This is a genomic window from Streptomyces sp. NPDC043870 (assembly GCF_056435785.1).
This window is the reverse complement of the sequence record NZ_JBWKDT010000002.1, coordinates 320,338-336,816: the sequence shown is the minus strand read 5'-3', so window position 1 is coordinate 336,816 and position 16,479 is coordinate 320,338. Positions and strand designations below refer to the sequence as shown.

15 protein-coding genes are annotated in these 16,479 nt (G+C 70.5%); 8 read left to right on the top strand and 7 right to left on the bottom strand.

All coding sequences use genetic code 11. The features are described from left to right. Positions 1–131: 131 nt before the first annotated feature. Complete coding sequence (locus tag AC0699_RS03970; RefSeq protein ID WP_478655261.1) at positions 132–2,222, bottom strand: galactose-binding domain-containing protein; 2,091 nt, start codon at positions 2,220–2,222, stop codon at positions 132–134. 290 nt (positions 2,223–2,512) lie between these two features. Here AC0699_RS03970 and AC0699_RS03965 point away from each other — a divergent pair, with 290 nt between their 5' ends. Continuing rightward, positions 2,513–3,238 (top strand): SMI1/KNR4 family protein, encoded by a 726-nt coding sequence (locus AC0699_RS03965; RefSeq protein ID WP_478655259.1) that lies wholly within the window; start codon positions 2,513–2,515, stop codon positions 3,236–3,238. A 63-nt stretch (positions 3,239–3,301) separates the two neighbouring features. Here the strand turns inward: AC0699_RS03965 and AC0699_RS03960 are convergent, their stop codons facing one another. Then, positions 3,302–3,952: a hypothetical protein gene (locus tag AC0699_RS03960; protein WP_478655257.1), complete on the bottom strand. Its 651-nt coding sequence runs from the start codon at positions 3,950–3,952 to the stop codon at positions 3,302–3,304. A 71-nt stretch (positions 3,953–4,023) separates the two neighbouring features. Further along, complete coding sequence (locus tag AC0699_RS03955) at positions 4,024–5,235, bottom strand: hypothetical protein (protein WP_478655254.1); 1,212 nt, start codon at positions 5,233–5,235, stop codon at positions 4,024–4,026. Positions 5,236–5,450: 215 nt separating this feature from the next. Here AC0699_RS03955 and AC0699_RS03950 point away from each other — a divergent pair, with 215 nt between their 5' ends. Next, the gene (locus AC0699_RS03950; RefSeq protein ID WP_478655252.1) at positions 5,451–7,085 is read left to right on the top strand and encodes an FG-GAP-like repeat-containing protein; all 1,635 of its coding nucleotides are present in this window, start codon (positions 5,451–5,453) and stop codon (positions 7,083–7,085) included. Between the two features lie 14 nt (positions 7,086–7,099). Here AC0699_RS03950 and AC0699_RS03945 read toward each other — a convergent pair whose 3' ends face one another. The 3 genes from AC0699_RS03945 to AC0699_RS03935 all read right to left on the bottom strand — a co-directional run bounded on the left by AC0699_RS03945 (position 7,100) and on the right by AC0699_RS03935 (position 10,458). Then, positions 7,100–7,609 (bottom strand): hypothetical protein, encoded by a 510-nt coding sequence (locus AC0699_RS03945; RefSeq protein ID WP_478655250.1) that lies wholly within the window; start codon positions 7,607–7,609, stop codon positions 7,100–7,102. Between the two features lie 208 nt (positions 7,610–7,817). Next, positions 7,818–8,546, bottom strand: a complete 729-nt coding sequence (locus AC0699_RS03940) for a DUF4328 domain-containing protein (protein WP_478655248.1) — start codon at positions 8,544–8,546, stop codon at positions 7,818–7,820. A gap of 298 nt (positions 8,547–8,844) precedes the next feature. Beyond that, positions 8,845–10,458 (bottom strand): beta-N-acetylhexosaminidase, encoded by a 1,614-nt coding sequence (locus tag AC0699_RS03935; protein WP_478655246.1) that lies wholly within the window; start codon positions 10,456–10,458, stop codon positions 8,845–8,847. A gap of 251 nt (positions 10,459–10,709) precedes the next feature. Between AC0699_RS03935 and AC0699_RS03930 the strand changes: the two genes are divergently transcribed. From AC0699_RS03930 to AC0699_RS03905, 6 genes are all read left to right on the top strand, one after another. After that, positions 10,710–11,276, top strand: a complete 567-nt coding sequence (locus tag AC0699_RS03930; RefSeq protein ID WP_478655244.1) for a 2-oxo-4-hydroxy-4-carboxy-5-ureidoimidazoline decarboxylase — start codon at positions 10,710–10,712, stop codon at positions 11,274–11,276. A 186-nt stretch (positions 11,277–11,462) separates the two neighbouring features. Further along, complete coding sequence (gene sdhC, locus AC0699_RS03925; protein ID WP_453665360.1) at positions 11,463–11,843, top strand: succinate dehydrogenase, cytochrome b556 subunit; 381 nt, start codon at positions 11,463–11,465, stop codon at positions 11,841–11,843. Positions 11,844–11,851: 8 nt separating this feature from the next. Continuing rightward, positions 11,852–12,328, top strand: coding sequence for a succinate dehydrogenase hydrophobic membrane anchor subunit (locus tag AC0699_RS03920; protein ID WP_453665361.1), 477 nt, complete (start codon positions 11,852–11,854; stop codon positions 12,326–12,328). Between the two features lie 22 nt (positions 12,329–12,350). Then, on the top strand, positions 12,351–14,105 hold the full coding sequence (gene sdhA, locus AC0699_RS03915; protein WP_478655240.1) for a succinate dehydrogenase flavoprotein subunit: 1,755 nt from the start codon (positions 12,351–12,353) through the stop codon (positions 14,103–14,105). Continuing rightward, positions 14,105–14,863, top strand: coding sequence for a succinate dehydrogenase iron-sulfur subunit (locus AC0699_RS03910; protein ID WP_478655237.1), 759 nt, complete (start codon positions 14,105–14,107; stop codon positions 14,861–14,863). Before sdhA ends, AC0699_RS03910 begins: the two co-directional genes overlap by 1 nt. Positions 14,864–14,961: 98 nt before the next feature. After that, positions 14,962–15,429, top strand: a complete 468-nt coding sequence (locus AC0699_RS03905) for a hypothetical protein (RefSeq protein WP_478655235.1) — start codon at positions 14,962–14,964, stop codon at positions 15,427–15,429. Here the strand turns inward: AC0699_RS03905 and AC0699_RS03900 are convergent. Further along, on the bottom strand, positions 15,401–16,462 hold the full coding sequence (locus AC0699_RS03900; protein ID WP_478655233.1) for a hypothetical protein: 1,062 nt from the start codon (positions 16,460–16,462) through the stop codon (positions 15,401–15,403). The two genes, AC0699_RS03905 and AC0699_RS03900, sit on opposite strands and share 29 nt — an antisense overlap. Positions 16,463–16,479: the final 17 nt, after the last annotated feature.

Below are 16,479 nucleotides of genomic sequence, written 5' to 3'. Positions count from 1 at the left end.
AGCACCCCGGCACCCCACCCTCCCCCCCCCGCCCCCCCCCTCTCCCCCCCCCCCCCCCCCCCCCCCCCCCCCCCCCCCCCCCCCCCCCCCCCCCCCCCCCCCCCCGGCCGTCGGTACCGCGCTGCGCGATGTCAGCTGCTGTAGACACCGGCCTCGTTCAGGGAGTAGCCCCACTTGGTGCCGCGCTCCAGCCCGTGGACGCGTACGTAGCGGGCCGAAGTCGCGGCGAACTGCGCCGTGTCCAGGCCGCCGTCACCGCTGGTCGTGGACCAGACGGTCCGCCAGGTCGTGCCGTCGGTGGAGACCTCGACGCGATACGACTTCCCGTAGGCGCGTTCCCAGTCGAGGACGACCCGCTTGACCGTCCTGGGCGCGCCGAGGTCGATCTGGTGCCACTGGTCGTCGCTCCAGTCGCTCGCCCAGCGGGTGTCGGTCCTGCCGTCCACGGCCCTGCCGGGCGCGTAACTGGTGAACGGGTTCCACTCCGACGAGCTGGCCGAGGTGGAGGCCCCCGCGGCGAGGTTCACCCCGGCCTTGTGGTTCTCGGACCCCTTCATGGTGGTGAGGTAGGACTCGGCACCCCGGAACAGGTCGTCCACGACGTCCTTGCCGCCGGCGACGCGTATGTCCTCCAGCCAGTCCGGTACGAGGCCGTAGTGCGCGGCTCCGTCGGTGTTGATGTCCCAGGTGCGCTGTCCGGTGGTCTGCCGGTCGATGACGGCGCTGCCGTCGGCGCTGCGGAAGGGGTAGCGCACGGGGTTCGGGGTGTCCGCGCCGCGGGGGCCCGGCCAGCCGCCGACGCCGTTCATGTCGGTGCCGTAGCCGTACCCGACGCCGTACTTGTCGCGCAGCGCCTCCGTGCGCTTCGCCTCCCCGATGAACCCTTCGGAGCCGTGCATGTACTGGGCGATGAAGCCGCCGAGAGCGTAGACCCGCTCGGTCCAGTTGAGGTCCATCCAGCTGTGCGAGGAGATCACACCGGGGTACGACTCCGACTCGAGGATGTCGAGGGCGCGGCCCGTGGCCTTGACGCTCATGTGGTCGATCTCCAGCATCATCCCGCGTTTCATCATGCCGCGTACCGCGTACTCGCCGAGCCCGGTCAGACCGCGGGTGTTGCACTGCGCGTCCGCGGCGTACGACGGGACCGTCACACCCGCCGGAAGTTTCTTCTCCGCCTCGGGCGCCGATGCCTGGCCGATGGGGTTGTCGTGCTGGGGGCCGGTGCACTTCTCGGTCTTCCAGAAGGTGCCGGTCGACAGGAACTGGCCGACGTTGATCGCCGTGCCGAGGGTGCCCGAGTCGAAGCGGACGCCGCACAGGGCGTTGTCGAACTTGTGGCACAGGAACATGCTGCGTACGCCGAGGCCGTACAGCTCGTCCAGACCGCGGTCGATGTCGTCCTTGCCGCACTGGGCGACGTCCAGGATCTGCTTGCAGCCGAACGGCTCGGAGGTCTCGACGCCCAGGACGACGGCCAGCTTGCCCTGCTCGATGACCTCGCGGGCCTGCGCGCTGTCGAGGACGATCCGGAACCAGCCCTTGCCCGGGCCGCCGTACATCTTGTCGATGTAGTCCTGCATCTCGTACGTCTTCTGCGCCTGGAGGCGGATGGACGTCATCTCGTCGCAGCTGCGGTCCTTGAAGAAGTAGACCGAGCAGATCACACCGTTGGTGACGAGGTCGTTGACGAGCACTCGCTGACCGCCGCGCCAGGCCCGCTCGACCCAGGCGTAGTAGTTCTGCTGGTGCGTCAGCGAGTCATGGGCCGGCCAGTCCTTGAACGTCGGCCATCCGTTGGGGTCGTGCTTGCCGTCGCCGCCCTTGGTGATGAAGTCGAAGATCGCGAGCGAACCGTCGGGGTAGTGCTCGGGACAGTCCTTGAGCGCGTCGGCGACGCCCTGTTCGGAGAACGTCTTGCCGCAGATGAGCCGGCCGCCGAAGGCCTCGTTGGACATCAGGTGGTCGTGCGCGTCGACGAAGCCCCGGACCCGTCCCTGGGAGTCGGTTCCCTTGAAGGGCTCACCCGTGACATTGATCTGGGAGTCGGGCGACGGCCGCGCGGCCGGGTTCCACCAGTCGGCGCCGGCCTCGGCCTCGGCCCCGGCCACGGCCGAGGAACTGGGGCCCGTGCCGAGGACCAGGGCAACCGCGGTGAGGAACAGCATCAGGACGGCGAGAGGCCGTTTACGTGTGCGGTGCGAGCGTCGATTCGTGGTCATCACTCGTGCCTTCGGTGTCGTCGCTCAGAACATCGGTGAGCGGGTGGGGGGTTGGAGGAGCCAAGGCGTATCGGATCGGGTCACGGCCATCGGTGGATTGTCATGACTGCGTAAGCAGTGCGACGAGAAAAGCGGCTGTGAGAAAAAGAGTCAATAGTCCGGGAGGGGGACCTGACGGACCAGCCGGTTCCCACGACTCGGTGGCCGGAAAGCTCCCGGGCTCCCGGACGCCCCGGTTCCGTCACAGCGGGACCGCCTGGGCTGTCAGTGCCCGCCAGTACGGTCACCTCATGACACACGAGTTCGACCTGGTCCGGTCGCTGGCAGCGGGCGTCGAGAGCCGGCAGGGTGCCTGGCAGTTCATCCGCGACTTCACCGCGCACTGGACGGACGGCGCGCTCGACGACGCCGACGGATGCCCCGAGACGGACCTCGCCGCAGCCGAGGAGCGGCTGGGGCTGCGGCTCCCGGCCGCCCTGCGCGAGGCGTACGCCCTCCTCGGCAACCGCGCGGACCTGACCAGCAACCACGACGAACTTCGCGCTCCGGCCGAGCTGTACGTCGACGAGAGCGGCGAGGCGCTCGTCTTCCGCGACGAGAACCAGGGCGCCGCCCGCTGGGGCATCCTGCTCACCGGCCTCGACCGGGACGACCCCGCCGTCGTCGTACGTCCTGACCTGGCGGACAAGAGCGCCGAGACGTGGGAGCCCTGGCTGGACCGCGTCTCGCTGACTTTCGTCGAGATCGTCCTCTCGGAGTCGCTGCACGAGCCCTACGAGCTCGTCGACTTCCTTGACGGTCTGGAGGAGGGGGACCTGGAGGAGCTGGAACAACACGGCGTCCGGCTGCCGTTGCCCGACTACCCGCCGGGCGAGTCCGGGGCTACGCGCTGGTTCCTGCGCGACGACGTGCTGCTGCGCGACGACGCCGGAGCGTGGCTGATGGTCAGGGGACGTACGGAACAGGCACTGGACCGCGTCCGCGACCGGATCGACGGATACTGGCTCAACGGCTGAGGCCCAACGGCTGATACAGGGGCATGCGCACGCCCGCTGAACCGGCCGGCGCCGAACGGCCGGTCAGTCGGAGACCGCCCCGTACCACCGCCACGACTCCAGCCGTCCCCGGTCCGGCAGTTCGCCGCGGCCGGTGGCCCACAGCAAAGTGGCCCAGCGGTCGGCGCCGGTCGGCGCATCAGGGAAGAGACGGGCGAGGACTCGGTCGCAGAGGCCGGCCGGCGGGGTCCAGGAGACGCCGAGCCCCTCGGCGATGTCGTGGGTGTGCACGAGGGTCTCCACCACGCCCATGGCGGCGAAGCCCTCTGGGTCCGACACCCCGAAGCCGTGGTACGAGCGCACGTCGGCCGGCGCCGTCCGGACCATCGCGGTGAGCATCGCGCCGCACGCCTCCAGTACCGTCAGCAGCCCGGCAGGCCCGGCAGCCCGGTCCGCGAAGGTCACGTTCGTGGGCCCGCCCTCCCGTCGCGCGAACCAGTGGAAGGGGATCTCCTTGTCCAGCGGGGGCGCGTCCGGGCCGATCTGGGCGGCGTACGCGAAGAGGTCGTCGGCGAGGTGCTCGACGGTCTCCCAGCAGGTCCACTCCAAGGTCCCGGCCTTGGCGTCCCAATCGCCGCCCAGGCGGCTCCGCAGGGTCGTGAGCGCGAGCCGCACAGCATGCTGGACGTCGTCGGCGGTGACGGGGCTTCTCGCTGTTCCGTGATCGTCGGCCATGGCGGGACCGTACCAGCGGCATGTGACAGGCCGTCGACTCCCCCGACTCCACTGATTCACCGGACGTCCCCTTATCGCGCGATGGCGTCGGTGGCGGCACACACGGCAACGCCGGTGAGCAGAAACGCCGTTGCGGCGCTCAGGAGCGCGACCTCGTAGTAGGTGCCGCTCGCCCATGAACCGGCCACGTACGCCGCGGCCGTCCCGGCGACCACGGCGGAGCCGAGCTGAGCGCCCAGGAGCGACCGGGACCCGGAGCCGCCCTGCCGGAGCGCGTACGCCACTGCCACGAGCAGGGTCAGGAGTCCGGCGGCCGCCGCCAGCGCAGGCGTGCCGAAGGTCACCCCGTACCGCACGGCGAGTGCGGGCACGAAGAACAGGACCAGCCAGCGGCGCAGGGCCTCGCTGATCACTGCCACCGCGCCGCCCGGGACCGGCCGACCGTGGACCTTTCCGGCGGCCCTGCGCGCGAGGAACAGGACGAGCAGAGAGGCCGCGGCGTACGGCCAAGTCCGCTCCGCTTTACCGAGGTTGTAGAGGAGGGCGGTGTCGTACACCATCAGCACCAGTGCCCCCAGCGCGGCGAGCGACACGAAGAAGAGCAGGAGGCCGCCCGCGCCGAGCGGCCCTCCATCCGCCTCGCCCTCGTCGTCGTCCTCGTCGTCGTCCTCATGCTCGTCCTGGCGCGCGGCGAGCCACCTGATGAACACCGGTGTCACCACAGCCGCCACCAGCCGGACGGCAATGTCATCAACCGTGTACGGATTGCGCAGATCCCACTCGACGAGACAGAACACGGTGGTGTACGACCCCGACGCGGCCCAGAGCAGCGCCGAACCGGCCACCCTCGGGTACAGGGAGCGGTCCAGCCAGCGCAGCACAACCATGAAGGCCAGCAGCACGAAGGGGAGTTCGAGGAAGGCCTGCACCCGCAGCACGGAGGGCGCGAGGAGTTCCGGTGCGGGGAAGTGCGCGACCGCCCATCCCAGCGGACCGCTGTCGGTGGCGGCCAGGGCGAACCAACCCTCCGGGAGATACCTGGCGATGAAGGACGCGTCGCCGCCGTGCACGCGCGCGACGTAGACGGTGAACAGCACCTGATTCAGACAGACCAGTGCCACCACCACGCCCAGCGCGCCCCCGGGACCGATTCTGCGCCCGCCGGCCGCAGGGCCCGCCGGCATCCCCGGCATCGCCGGCACCCGGCGTTCCACCACCAGGGCGACGAGGACCGAAAGCACGACGACCACATCGACCGCGTCGCCCCATCGGCTCACCCGCACGCCCCCGTCCGTTTCCCTGTCCGCTGTCCTCTGCCCGCTGCCCGCTCTCTCCGCAAACGGCCTCGCACGCATCGTTCCCGGCCGGGCTCCGGGACCGCCCGCAGAGGGTCCTTGCCGAGCGGATTCCGGCCCCCTCGCAGCTTTCGGGCGATCATCGGCAGGGCTGCGGCCCGTCCCGGCGCTTTGCGGGTGCTCGATCCATATGCTCGCGCCTCATGAGAAACCGCCCCACGAGGCGCTCCCGCACCGCCCTGGTCGTCGCCGCGGCCATGTCCATCGGGTTCTGCCTCACCGGACCGGCGGGCTACGAACCCGCAGGCTCCGAACCCACAGGCGGCTCCGAACCCACAGCCTCCGAACCCGTTGCGACGGGCGGCGGCATCCACACCGTCCCCGTGCCCGCAGGTGACGACCCGGCGCTCAGGGCGCTCCCCGCCCGGACCACAGGACCGTTCAGCATGGTCGGCCTCACCTGGGACGACCCGTACGCGGAGCTCGGCGGCACGGCCGAGGTCCGTACCCGCGACAGCCGTACCGGCACCTGGTCGCCGTGGCGCGTGCTCGACACCGATGCACGTACGCCCGAGTCCGGGCCCGAGTCCGAGTCCGGGCCCGAGTCCGGGCCCGAGCACGGCGCGGCCGGGCCGCGGGCCGGGACCAAGCCGCTGCGCGCCGGGACCCAGCCGCTGTGGACCGGACCCTCCGACGGGGTGGAGCTGCGCGCCAGGGGCGAAGCGCTGCCACAGGGGCTGCGGCTCGAACTGGTCGACCCGCAGGGCGGAACAGTACGGCCCGCGTCCCCGCGCGCCGAAGTGCCCGACGGAGCGCCGGCCATCACCTCGCGCTCGGAGTGGGGCGCGGACGAGTCCTACGTCGGGAGGGAGCCCACGTACAACAACAGCACAGAGGCGATCTTCGTCCATCACACCGGCGGGTCGAACACCTACGACTGCGCCGACTCGGCCTCGGTCGTGCGAAGCATCTTCACGTACCACGTGGAGAGCCAGGGCTGGAGCGACATCGGCTACAACTTCCTGGTCGACAAGTGCGGCACGGTCTTCGAGGGCCGCGCGGGCGGCATCGACCAGCCCGTCCAGGGCGCGCACACGTACGGCTTCAACGTCGACACGAGCAGCATCGCGCTCATCGGCGACTACACCGAAGCGACCACCAGCCCCGAGGTCCGCGAGGCGGTCGCCGGGCTGGCGGCCTGGAAGCTGGGCCTGTACGGGGTCGACGCGACCGGGACGGCCACGCTCACCGCGGCCGACGACAACGGGTGGTTCGAGGAGGGGGAGACGGTCACCTTCAGCCGGCTGTCCGGGCACCGGGACGCCTACGACACCGACTGCCCCGGCGACAACCTGTACGCCGATCTGCCCGCCATCCGCATGCTCGCAACCGCCACGCAGAACGGTGTCGTGCCCGAGGACGCCGAGGACGCGGACGCCGCCGTCGGCGACTTCGACGCGGACGGCGACGAGGACGCAGCCGTCACCTACCGTACGGCGGACGGCGCCATGCCCCTCGCCGTGCTGAACGGTTCGCCGCAGGGCCTGCGCACCGGCCCACCGGCCGTGCTGATGGGCGCCGGCGGGCGCGCCCTCGCCCCGGGGGATCTGAACGGCGACGGATACACGGACCTCGCCGTCGCGACCGGGCGCGGGATCGTCACGTTCCACGGCTCGCCCACCGGCCTGACCACGACTGGCGCGCCGACCGCCCTCCCGGGCCGGGCCTTCGGCTCACTGACGGCCCGCGACGCGAACGGGGACGGATACGCGGACCTCCTCGTGGGCACCGAGGTGGTGGCGGAGGGCGGACCGCAGGGGATCGCGCCCGCCACGTAGGTCCTGGCGTGCTGTCAGCTCCGGGCCCTCGCCCGGCGGGACAGGGCCGCCCGCAGCACGCGCCGGCCCTCCGTCGAGACGTCCAGGGCCCGGCGCAGCCCGACGCCGCCCGGGGCACCGGCGAGGAGTTCCAGGATCTGGATCTGGCGGCGTTGTTCCCCGGTGACGAGCGGGCCTTCGGTCCCGCCGGACGGGTCGAGCGTCTGGTGGAGTTCGAGCGCCAGGGCGGAGCAGGCCGTCGCCCACTCGGCGAGCGGGCCCGCGGCCCACTCGGAGGGCGCGGCGCCGATCATCTTCCGCACCGGAGCCGCCGCATCGTCGGCGTCGGTGGTGTCGTCCAGGGCGGCTCTCGCCGTGGCCAGGCGCCCGGCCCAGCCGTCCTCGCCCGCGGCGATACCCGCCCAGAGCGGGCGCAGCACATCGGTCTCGTCGACCAGCAGGGGCAGGCAGCGGTCGAGACAGGCGAGACCGCTCGCAGCCAGACTCCGCTCATCCGCCTCAGCGATCAGTTGGACCAGGCTCATCGACGCCTCCCGACAGTGCGGACGCTGTACGTCCCTTACTGCGTCGGTTGGCTCAAAAGCGTCACCGGACTACTCCGAGTGCGCCGGACTCATCCGAAATGCCCGGCACCCGGCCCAGGGTCCGCCGGACAAATCCGGCCACGTTCCCCTGGGCCAAGCGGGCTACCCGTACGCCCCGGGCCGGCTTCCCCGTACGCCCCTGGCCGGCTCAGACCTGGGCCGGTGTCAGCCCGGCGGTGGCCCTGGTGTGCTGCATCCGCGTCAGCTTCCGGACGACGGGTATCGCCAGCACCGCCGCCACCAGATCGGTCACGTTCCTGAACATCAGCTTCCCCGCGGCATCGCGGAGCGCCTCGGCGTCCTCGGCCTTGTCGTAAGCCCTGCTCGCGACCCGGTCGGCGCACAGCGAGACGAACCAGACCGCCCACCAGGCATTGAGGAGCGCGCGCGACGCCGGCCGCCCGTGCTCGGCCGGGTAGGGCTCGCTCGCGGTCCAGATGTCACCGGCGATCTGGCGCGGGATCAAGAGGTTGGCGATCGGGATGAACCAGGAGCCGATCGCCCAGCCGGGACCGCGGCGGTGCGCGTCGGGCCGGAACACCCCGGCGTTCTGGCGCACCCGGTAGAACCAGATGATGAAGACGACGGCTGTGGCGACCAGTGCGAGCGTGTAGAAGACGCTGGACCCGACCATCAGCAGATCGGCCCGGTCCAGGTCGTCGTCCGAGTAGGAGCCGGTGTTCCCGTCCGCCACGTCCACCATCAGGGCGCGCAGATTCACCGCGGCGGAGAGCGAGACCAGATCGGCCAGGATCACCGCGCCGAGCAGCGCGACCACGGCGTACGAGAGGCCGACGGGCGAGCGCAGCACGGGCAACGGCCCGGACAGCGACACGGCCGGTGCGGCCGGCGGCGGTTCGGTGTTGCCCGCCGCCACGGCACAACCGTCGCAGAGGCCCTCACCTGTGGTGGCCTGATGGATCCGGCAACGCGAGCAGAGCATGTAGAACCCCCGAAGCAGAACGAGTCGCACCCTCTCCCCGGGGCGCGCCGATGGGGCAGCAGTGAGGCCCGGCCGGCACCGAGCCGTACGAGACGGGCCGGTGCCGGCCGGGCGAAGCAGCCCGCGCGGACCTATGTGGCACGGCCGCGCTCCGTCCACCGGAACCCGCGCCTCGGCCGAGTGCGGGCGGGCTCAGCCGAGCTTGTGCGCACTCGGCAGAGCGCGGGCGGGCTCAGCCCACCTTGTTCGCCAATGCGTTGAACTCCGCCCACGAGAGTGACGGCTGCCCCGGCGTCCACAGCTTCTGGGACACCGCCCGCAGGGGCATGCGGATGCCCGCCGCCACCTGGTCCTGGGTCTGGGCCCGGGAGAGGTCGCTCCAGACGGCGAGGCGACCGCCGAGGATCTGACCGGAGTAGCGCTCCGGGACGGGGGTCGTGCCGCGCAGGACGAGCGGGGTCCACTGCTCGTAGATACGGCGGCCCGTGGGGTAGGTGAACTGGTTGGGCTCGCCGAGCACGTAATAGAGGTACTCGTCGTTGAGGTTGACCACCGGGCGACCCTCCGCCAGATACTCCTGCGGCGGCCGCGCCCCGATCTCCTTGCCGGTCCAGTACTCGACCTCGATGCCCTTGTCCGCGGAGTTCACGCCATCGGAGAAGAAGCCGTCGTTCCATGCCTTGGGCTGCTTCTGCGCGGCGCGCACCACCGCGGCGCGGTCGTTGAGCCAGCCGGTCGCGAGGTCCTGGACACCGGCGTTCGGGCCGTACTTCTGCACGGCCGCCTGGGCGAGCTGGGGGTAGGAGGCCGCCGGGTTCCGCACGGTCAGCGCCTGGTACTCGTCGGCGCCGACATGGAACCAGGCTCCCCGGAAGAGAGCCGAGTACTCGCGCAGCAGATCGTCGACGATCTTCGCGGACTCGGGCTTGGAGATGTCGATGGCGCCCTGCCGGGGCACGCCGTTGACGTTGCGCAGCTGGAGCTGCGGGTGGGCCTTCATGACGGCGCCGAGGTGGCCCGGCGAGTCGATCTCGGGCACGACGGTGATGTGGAGGCTCTGCGCGAGGGCGATGATCCTGCGCACCTCGGCCTTGCTGAGGTGCTGGGCGGAGACCACCTCGGGATGGGAGTCGGAGGCGATCCGGAAGCCCTGGTCGTCGGAGAAGTGCAGCCCGAGCTGGTTGAGCTTGAGGTCGGCCATCTCACGCAGCCGGGCCTCGATCCAGCCCGAGGTGTAGTGCTTGCGCGCGATGTCGACGTTCAGCCCGCGCTGGGGCCGGTCGGGCCGGTCGCGCACGACGCCTTCGGGCATCGTGCCGCCGGAGCGGAGGGCCTGCTTCAGGGTGCGGGTGCCGTAGAAGACGCCGGCCTCGTCCGGGCCGGTGATCCTTACACGGTTGTCGCGGGTGGTGAGGGTGTACGACTCGGGCGCGCCCTGCCCCGCCGTGCCGAGCGACAGTTCGACGTCGCCGGCGTTGACCGGGCCGCTGTTGCGGAATCCGGTCTTCAGCTCCTGGGAGAGCAGCCGGCCCTCGTCGGCGAGCGCCTCGCTGCCCTTGGCGACGACGACCGCGCTGCCCGGCCCCGGCCGCCAGCCCGGCCCGCGCGCGGGCTCGTGGTCCCGTACGGACGGAATGGTGCGGGGCGCCGTGGAGAGCGGATACGTCTTCGTGGGTGAGGGTGCCGGCGTGGGCGACGTGGCCGCCGGTGCGGGCGTCGGCGCCTGTGCGCCACCGGGCTCGGCGCCCGCGGAACCGCCGTTCGAGCAGGACACCACCGCCGACAGGGCCGCGGCCGCAACGACGGCCGAGCCCACGCGCCGTGCGCCCAGGGTTTGCCACTTCACCGAATCAGCCTCTCTTCCAGCTGAAGTATGACGAACGAAGGTGAATCGGGTAATTTCAGTCAGGCCTGTCTACCATGCGTGCCGAACCTCTCCCGTCCGGGTGAAATTCCCGTATCCGTCGGACAGCTCGCGCCGCGCATCGATAGCGTTGCAGCTCAACCACCCCGTCGCCCCCAGTCGCCCCGGAGCCCACGCTGCCCAGCGAACCGCCCACCGGCCTCCCGCAGCGACCGCCGACACTCCGCCCCGCCGTGCACATCCCGGCTCCCGCCGGGCCCGCCGACCCGGCCGCCCCCCGATCCGCGCGGCCGCGCACGCCCGGTCTGGAGCGCTTCAACACCGTCCCGGCCGCCGCCGCCACAGCCGCCCTGCTCACCTGCTGCGGCAGCCGCCGCTGGGCGCAGCGGATCGTCACCCACCGGCCCTACCCCGATCTGGCCGCCCTGCTCGCCGCCGCCGACGAGGCCAGCTACGACCTCTCCGCGGCCGATCTGGACGAAGCCCTCGCCGACGAATCCTCCTCCGGACTGCACCCCACCGCGCCGCCGGCCGCACACACCGCGCTGCGCGCCGCCCACGCCGCGTACGAGGCGAGCTTCGGCCACGCCTTCGTGATCTGCCTGGACGGCGTACGGGCCGACGAGCAGCCCGACCAGATGCTGGCCGGGATCCGCTCCCGGCTCGGCAACGACCCGGACGAGGAGCGGGCGATCGCCGCCGACCAGCTGCGTCGCCTCGCCCGTGCCCGATTGGCACATGTAGTGGCCAACCATCCGGAACCGAGTAGTTTCGGACCGGCCGGACGGCCGCACCGATAGCCCGTCCGTGCCTGTTTGATTGCCGGTTTGATCACACCAGTGGCCCCCGCGCGAGGGAACCGACATCTCGTCGCTACGATGGCCGGGGCCGGTGGACCGTACCCGGCCGGGCCAGACCGACAGAGCTGTCACTTTTGGTAGAAGACTGGCGGCCGGCTCCAATCCCCGCTCCCGGAGGGTTTTTCCGTGCCGGCTGGAACGCTGTACCGCGGCCGGGAAGGTATGTGGTCCTGGGTGGCTCATCGAGTCACCGGCGTCCTCATCTTCTTCTTCCTGTTCGTACACGTGCTGGACACCGCTCTCGTCCGTGTCTCCCCCGAGGCCTATGACGATGTCGTCGCCACGTACAAGACGCCGATCGTCGCGCTGCTGGAGTACGGCCTCGTGGCCGCCATTCTCTTCCACGCGCTGAACGGCCTTCGCGTCATCGCCGTGGACTTCTGGTCCAAGGGCCCGCGCTACCAGAAGCAGATGCTCTGGACCGTGATGGGCATCTGGGTCGTACTGATGGCGGGCGCCCTTTACCCGGTGCTCGGCCACGCCGCACGCGAGTGGTTCGGGAGCTGAGGACCGACATGTCTACTGAGACACCTTCCGCGATCGGCGCCGTCGAGGGCACAGGCCTGTACGACGTCGACAACCCCGCCCCGGTCATCGAGGCCCCGCGCAAGCGCACCGGCAAGACCCCGAAGTCGACCCGTGGCAACTTCGAGATGGCCGCGTGGCTCTTCATGCGCCTGTCCGGTGTCGTGCTGGTCGTCCTGGTCATCGGCCACCTGCTGATCCAGCTGGTGCTGGACGGCGGCGTGTCCAAGATCGGCTTCGCGTTCGTCGCGGGCCGCTGGGCCAACCCGTTCTGGCAGGTCTGGGACCTGCTGATGCTGTGGCTGGCGATGCTGCACGGCGCGAACGGTCTGCGTACGGTCATCAACGACTACGCGGAGCGGCCGAACACGCGCCTGTGGCTCAAGGGCCTGCTGTACACCGCCACGGTGTTCACCATCCTTCTGGGCACGCTGGTGATCTTCACCTTCGACCCGAACATCCGCTAGGCACGGGGCTGAGGTTCCACTCATGCAGATTCACAAGTACGACACCGTCATCGTCGGCGCGGGCGGCGCCGGCATGCGCGCCGCCATCGAGGCGACGAAGCGCAGCCGCACCGCCGTGCTGACGAAGCTCTACCCCACCCGCTCCCACACGGGCGCCGCGCAGGGCGGCATGGCCGCCGCGCTGGCCAACGTGGAGGAGGACAACTGGGAGTGGCACACCTTCGACACCGTCAAGGGCGGTGACTACCTGGTCGACCAGGACGCCGCCGAGATCCTGGCGAAGGAGGCCATCGACGCCGTCCTCGACCTGGAGAAGATGGGCCTGCCGTTCAACCGGACCCCGGACGGCACCATCGACCAGCGCCGCTTCGGCGGCCACAGCCGCAACCACGGCGAGGCACCGGTCCGCCGGTCCTGCTACGCCGCGGACCGCACCGGCCACATGATCCTCCAGACGCTGTACCAGAACTGCGTCAAGGAGGGCGTGGAGTTCTTCAACGAGTTCTACGTCCTCGACCAGCTGATCACCGAGGTCGACGGCGTCAAGAAGTCGGCGGGTGTGGTCGCGTACGAGCTGGCCACCGGCGAGATCCACGTCTTCCAGGCGAAGGCGGTCATCTACGCCTCCGGCGGCACCGGCAAGTTCTTCAAGGTGACGTCGAACGCGCACACCCTGACCGGTGACGGCCAGGCCGCCTGCTACCGGCGCGGTCTGCCACTGGAGGACATGGAGTTCTTCCAGTTCCACCCGACGGGCATCTGGCGCATGGGCATCCTGCTGACGGAGGGCGCCCGCGGTGAGGGCGGCATCCTCCGCAACAAGGACGGCGAGCGCTTCATGGAGAAGTACGCGCCCGTCATGAAGGACCTCGCCTCGCGTGACGTCGTCTCGCGCTCCATCTACACGGAGATCCGCGAGGGCCGCGGCTGCGGTCCCGAGGGCGACCACGTCTTCCTGGACCTGACCCACCTGCCGCCGGAGCAGCTGGACGCCAAGCTCCCGGACATCACCGAGTTCGCGCGTACGTACCTCGGCATCGAGCCCTACACGGACCCGATCCCGATCCAGCCGACCGCGCACTACGCGATGGGCGGCATCCCCACGAACGTCGAGGGTGAGGTCCTGGCGGACAACACCACCGTCGTTCCGGGTCTGTACGCCGCCGGTGAGGTCGCGTGCGTGTCGGTGCACGGCGCCAACCGCCTGGGCACCAACTCGCTGCTCGACATCAACGTCTTCGGCCGCCGCGCCGGTATCGCCGCCGCCGAGTACTCGGCGAAGGCCGACTACGTCGAGCTGCCCGAGAACCCGGCCTCCCTCGTGCAGGAGCAGGTCGAGCGCCTGCGCAACTCCACCGGCACGGAGCGGGTCGCCGTGCTCCGCAAGGAGCTGCAGGAGACGATGGACGCGAACGTGATGGTGTTCCGTACGGAGCAGACCATCAAGACGGCGGTCGAGAAGATCGCCGAGCTGCGCGAGCGCTACCGGAACGTGTCCATCCAGGACAAGGGCAAGCGGTTCAACACGGACCTGCTGGAGGCCATCGAGCTGGGCAACCTGCTCGACCTGGCCGAGGTCATGGCCGTCTCGGCGCTGGCCCGCAAGGAGTCCCGCGGCGGTCACTACCGCGAGGACTTCCCGAACCGCGACGACGTCAACTTCATGCGCCACACCATGGCGTACCGCGAGGTCGGCGCCGACGGCTCCGAGACCGTGCGTCTCGACTACAAGCCCGTCGTCCAGACCCGCTACCAGCCGATGGAGCGTAAGTACTGATGGCAACCCCCGTACTGGACAAGACCGAGGCGGAGGCTGCCGCCTCCCCGTACATCACGGTCACCTTCCGGATCCGCCGCTTCAACCCCGAGGTCTCGGACGAGGCCCAGTGGCAGGACTTCCAGATCGAGATCGACCCGAAGGAGCGTGTGCTCGACGGTCTCCACAAGATCAAGTGGGACGTCGACGGCACGCTGACCTTCCGGCGCTCCTGCGCGCACGGCATCTGCGGCTCCGACGCGATGCGGATCAACGGCAAGAACAGGCTCGCCTGCAAGACGCTGATCAAGGACATCAACCCGGAGAAGCCCATCACAATCGAGGCCATCAAGGGCCTCACGGTCCTCAAGGACCTGGTCGTGGACATGGAGCCGTTCTTCCAGGCGTACCGGGACGTCATGCCGTTCCTGGTCACCACCGGCAACGAGCCGACGCGCGAGCGGCGGCAGTCGGCGGAGGACCGCGAGCGGTTCGACGACACCACCAAGTGCATCCTGTGCGCCGCGTGCACGTCGTCCTGCCCGGTGTTCTGGAACGACGGGCAGTACTTCGGCCCCGCGGCGATCGTCAACGCGCACCGCTTCATCTTCGACTCGCGTGACGAGGCCGGCGAGCAGCGGCTGGAGATCCTCAACGACAAGGACGGCGTGTGGCGTTGCCGCACGACGTTCAACTGCACGGACGCCTGCCCGCGTGGCATCGAGGTCACGAAGGCGATCCAGGAAGTCAAGCGGGCGCTGATCACGCGCCGCTTCTGATCGAAGGGTCAGACATCACGTCAGGGGCCCGTTTCTGTACGCTCGGCGTACAGGAACGGGCCTTTGTCGTGTGGTGTTCCGATCGAGAGCGGGGATAGATGAGCGAGCCGAACCCGAACCCCTATATGGACAGCGGTGACTACCAGTGGGGACCGACGCAGCCGCCGGGCGGCCCGGGCTACGGCTATCCGCAGGCACCGCTCGTACCGGTGGGCGGGACGGCGGCGCCGCTGATGTCGATCGGTGACATCACCGTCCTCCAGGATTCGATCGTGACTCCGGCCGGCACGCTGCCGCTCAAGGGCGCGGTGTGGTCCGTCACGGACATGTCCCGCACCGAGGAGAAGATCCCGACGGTCGGGATCGTGCTCGCGGTCGTCTTCGCGGTCTTCTGCCTGCTGGGCCTGTTCTTCCTCCTGATGAAGGAGAAGACGACCACGGGCTATGTCCAGGTGACGGTCACCAGCGGTGGCCGCTTCCATTCGACGATGATCCCGGCGACCGGCCCCGAAACCTTGCACTGGGTCATGGGGCAGATCAACTACGCGCGGACGCTGAGCATCTAGCTGCCGGGGCGGCCCGGGGGACAGCCTGCGGGGCGGCGAGCGCGGCTTCGATCTGATTGAGCGTCACCCTGTGCCGCACCCGCCCGGCCAGCCGCTCCAGCTCGCCACGCCCGGCGTCTTCCCGCAGGCGGGCGAGCGCCCGTATGCCCGCTCCCGCTACCACGGTCTTGACCGGAGGCCGCTCCACCAGGGCGCCGAGCACCCGGACGGTCTCCGGATGCGGCGGCAACAGCGAGAGCAGCCAGGCCAGTCCGCGTACGGCCGTGATGTTGTACGGGTCGTAGCCTCCGTCTCGACCGGATCCGCCGTCAACCGCCAGTGCGAGCCAGGGCGTGGCGGTACGACGGACGGCATCGGCGTCCATGCCGTCGGTCAGCCGCGCCGCCTCCCGGTCCCAGCGTCGGGTGGGGGTTCCGGTCGCCGCACGCAGATGCGCGATCACAAGCCGCCACCGCGGGCCCAGTTCGGGCAGCTGGGCGAGGACGCGGTCGGCCCACGGCTCCTCCGGGTTGAGCACCGGGTCCGGAAGCCGGTCGAGCAGCGCGGCCGCCGAGTCGAGCCCGAGCAGGGCGGATCTGCGGAGAAACCCGACCACTTCCGCGGACAACGCGCGCCCGGCGGACAGCAACGCCCTTGCCAAATGGGCCACTTCGTCGGAGACACCGGTGGCGTAGTACCTGCCGGCCCGGTGCTCCAGCACCGAGGTCCAGGCGCCGCACCAGGCGTCCTGGGCGAATCCGTCCGCGACCAGGGCGAGCAGCACCAGGGCCCGCTCCCGCTCGTCCGGGACGGCATCCGCGGCGTGGTGACGGGCGATGAAGATCTCGGCCAGCGCCTGCCGCCGCGCGTCGGGCAGGGTCCGCAGCCGCGCCCCGACCCCCGTGCCCTCGTGCCATTGCGCCGGCCGCAGCAGAACCCTGGCCAGTTCCGCCATGTCGCCGCTGTCCGCGAGGGCACCGATCCAGGCGACCCTCGACGGGTCCTCCCAGGGCGACGGCTCGGCACTGCCGTGATCTTCTGTGGAAGCTGCCATGCCGTGAGCGTAGGGAA

Bases quoted from the DNA above. Each gene is read 5' to 3' on its own strand.
- AC0699_RS03950 (WP_478655252.1), top strand. From the start codon at position 5,451: ATGAGAAACCGCCCCACGAGGCGCTCCCGCACCGCCCTGGTCGTCGCC.
- AC0699_RS03900 (WP_478655233.1), bottom strand. From the start codon at position 16,462: ATGGCAGCTTCCACAGAAGATCACGGCAGTGCCGAGCCGTCGCCCTGG.
- AC0699_RS03965 (WP_478655259.1), top strand. From the start codon at position 2,513: ATGACACACGAGTTCGACCTGGTCCGGTCGCTGGCAGCGGGCGTCGAG.
- AC0699_RS03905 (WP_478655235.1), top strand. From the start codon at position 14,962: ATGAGCGAGCCGAACCCGAACCCCTATATGGACAGCGGTGACTACCAG.
- AC0699_RS03920 (WP_453665361.1), top strand. From the start codon at position 11,852: ATGTCTACTGAGACACCTTCCGCGATCGGCGCCGTCGAGGGCACAGGC.
- AC0699_RS03910 (WP_478655237.1), top strand. From the start codon at position 14,105: ATGGCAACCCCCGTACTGGACAAGACCGAGGCGGAGGCTGCCGCCTCC.
- AC0699_RS03970 (WP_478655261.1), bottom strand. From the start codon at position 2,222: ATGACCACGAATCGACGCTCGCACCGCACACGTAAACGGCCTCTCGCC.
- sdhA (WP_478655240.1), top strand. From the start codon at position 12,351: ATGCAGATTCACAAGTACGACACCGTCATCGTCGGCGCGGGCGGCGCC.
- AC0699_RS03960 (WP_478655257.1), bottom strand. From the start codon at position 3,952: ATGGCCGACGATCACGGAACAGCGAGAAGCCCCGTCACCGCCGACGAC.
- AC0699_RS03945 (WP_478655250.1), bottom strand. From the start codon at position 7,609: ATGAGCCTGGTCCAACTGATCGCTGAGGCGGATGAGCGGAGTCTGGCT.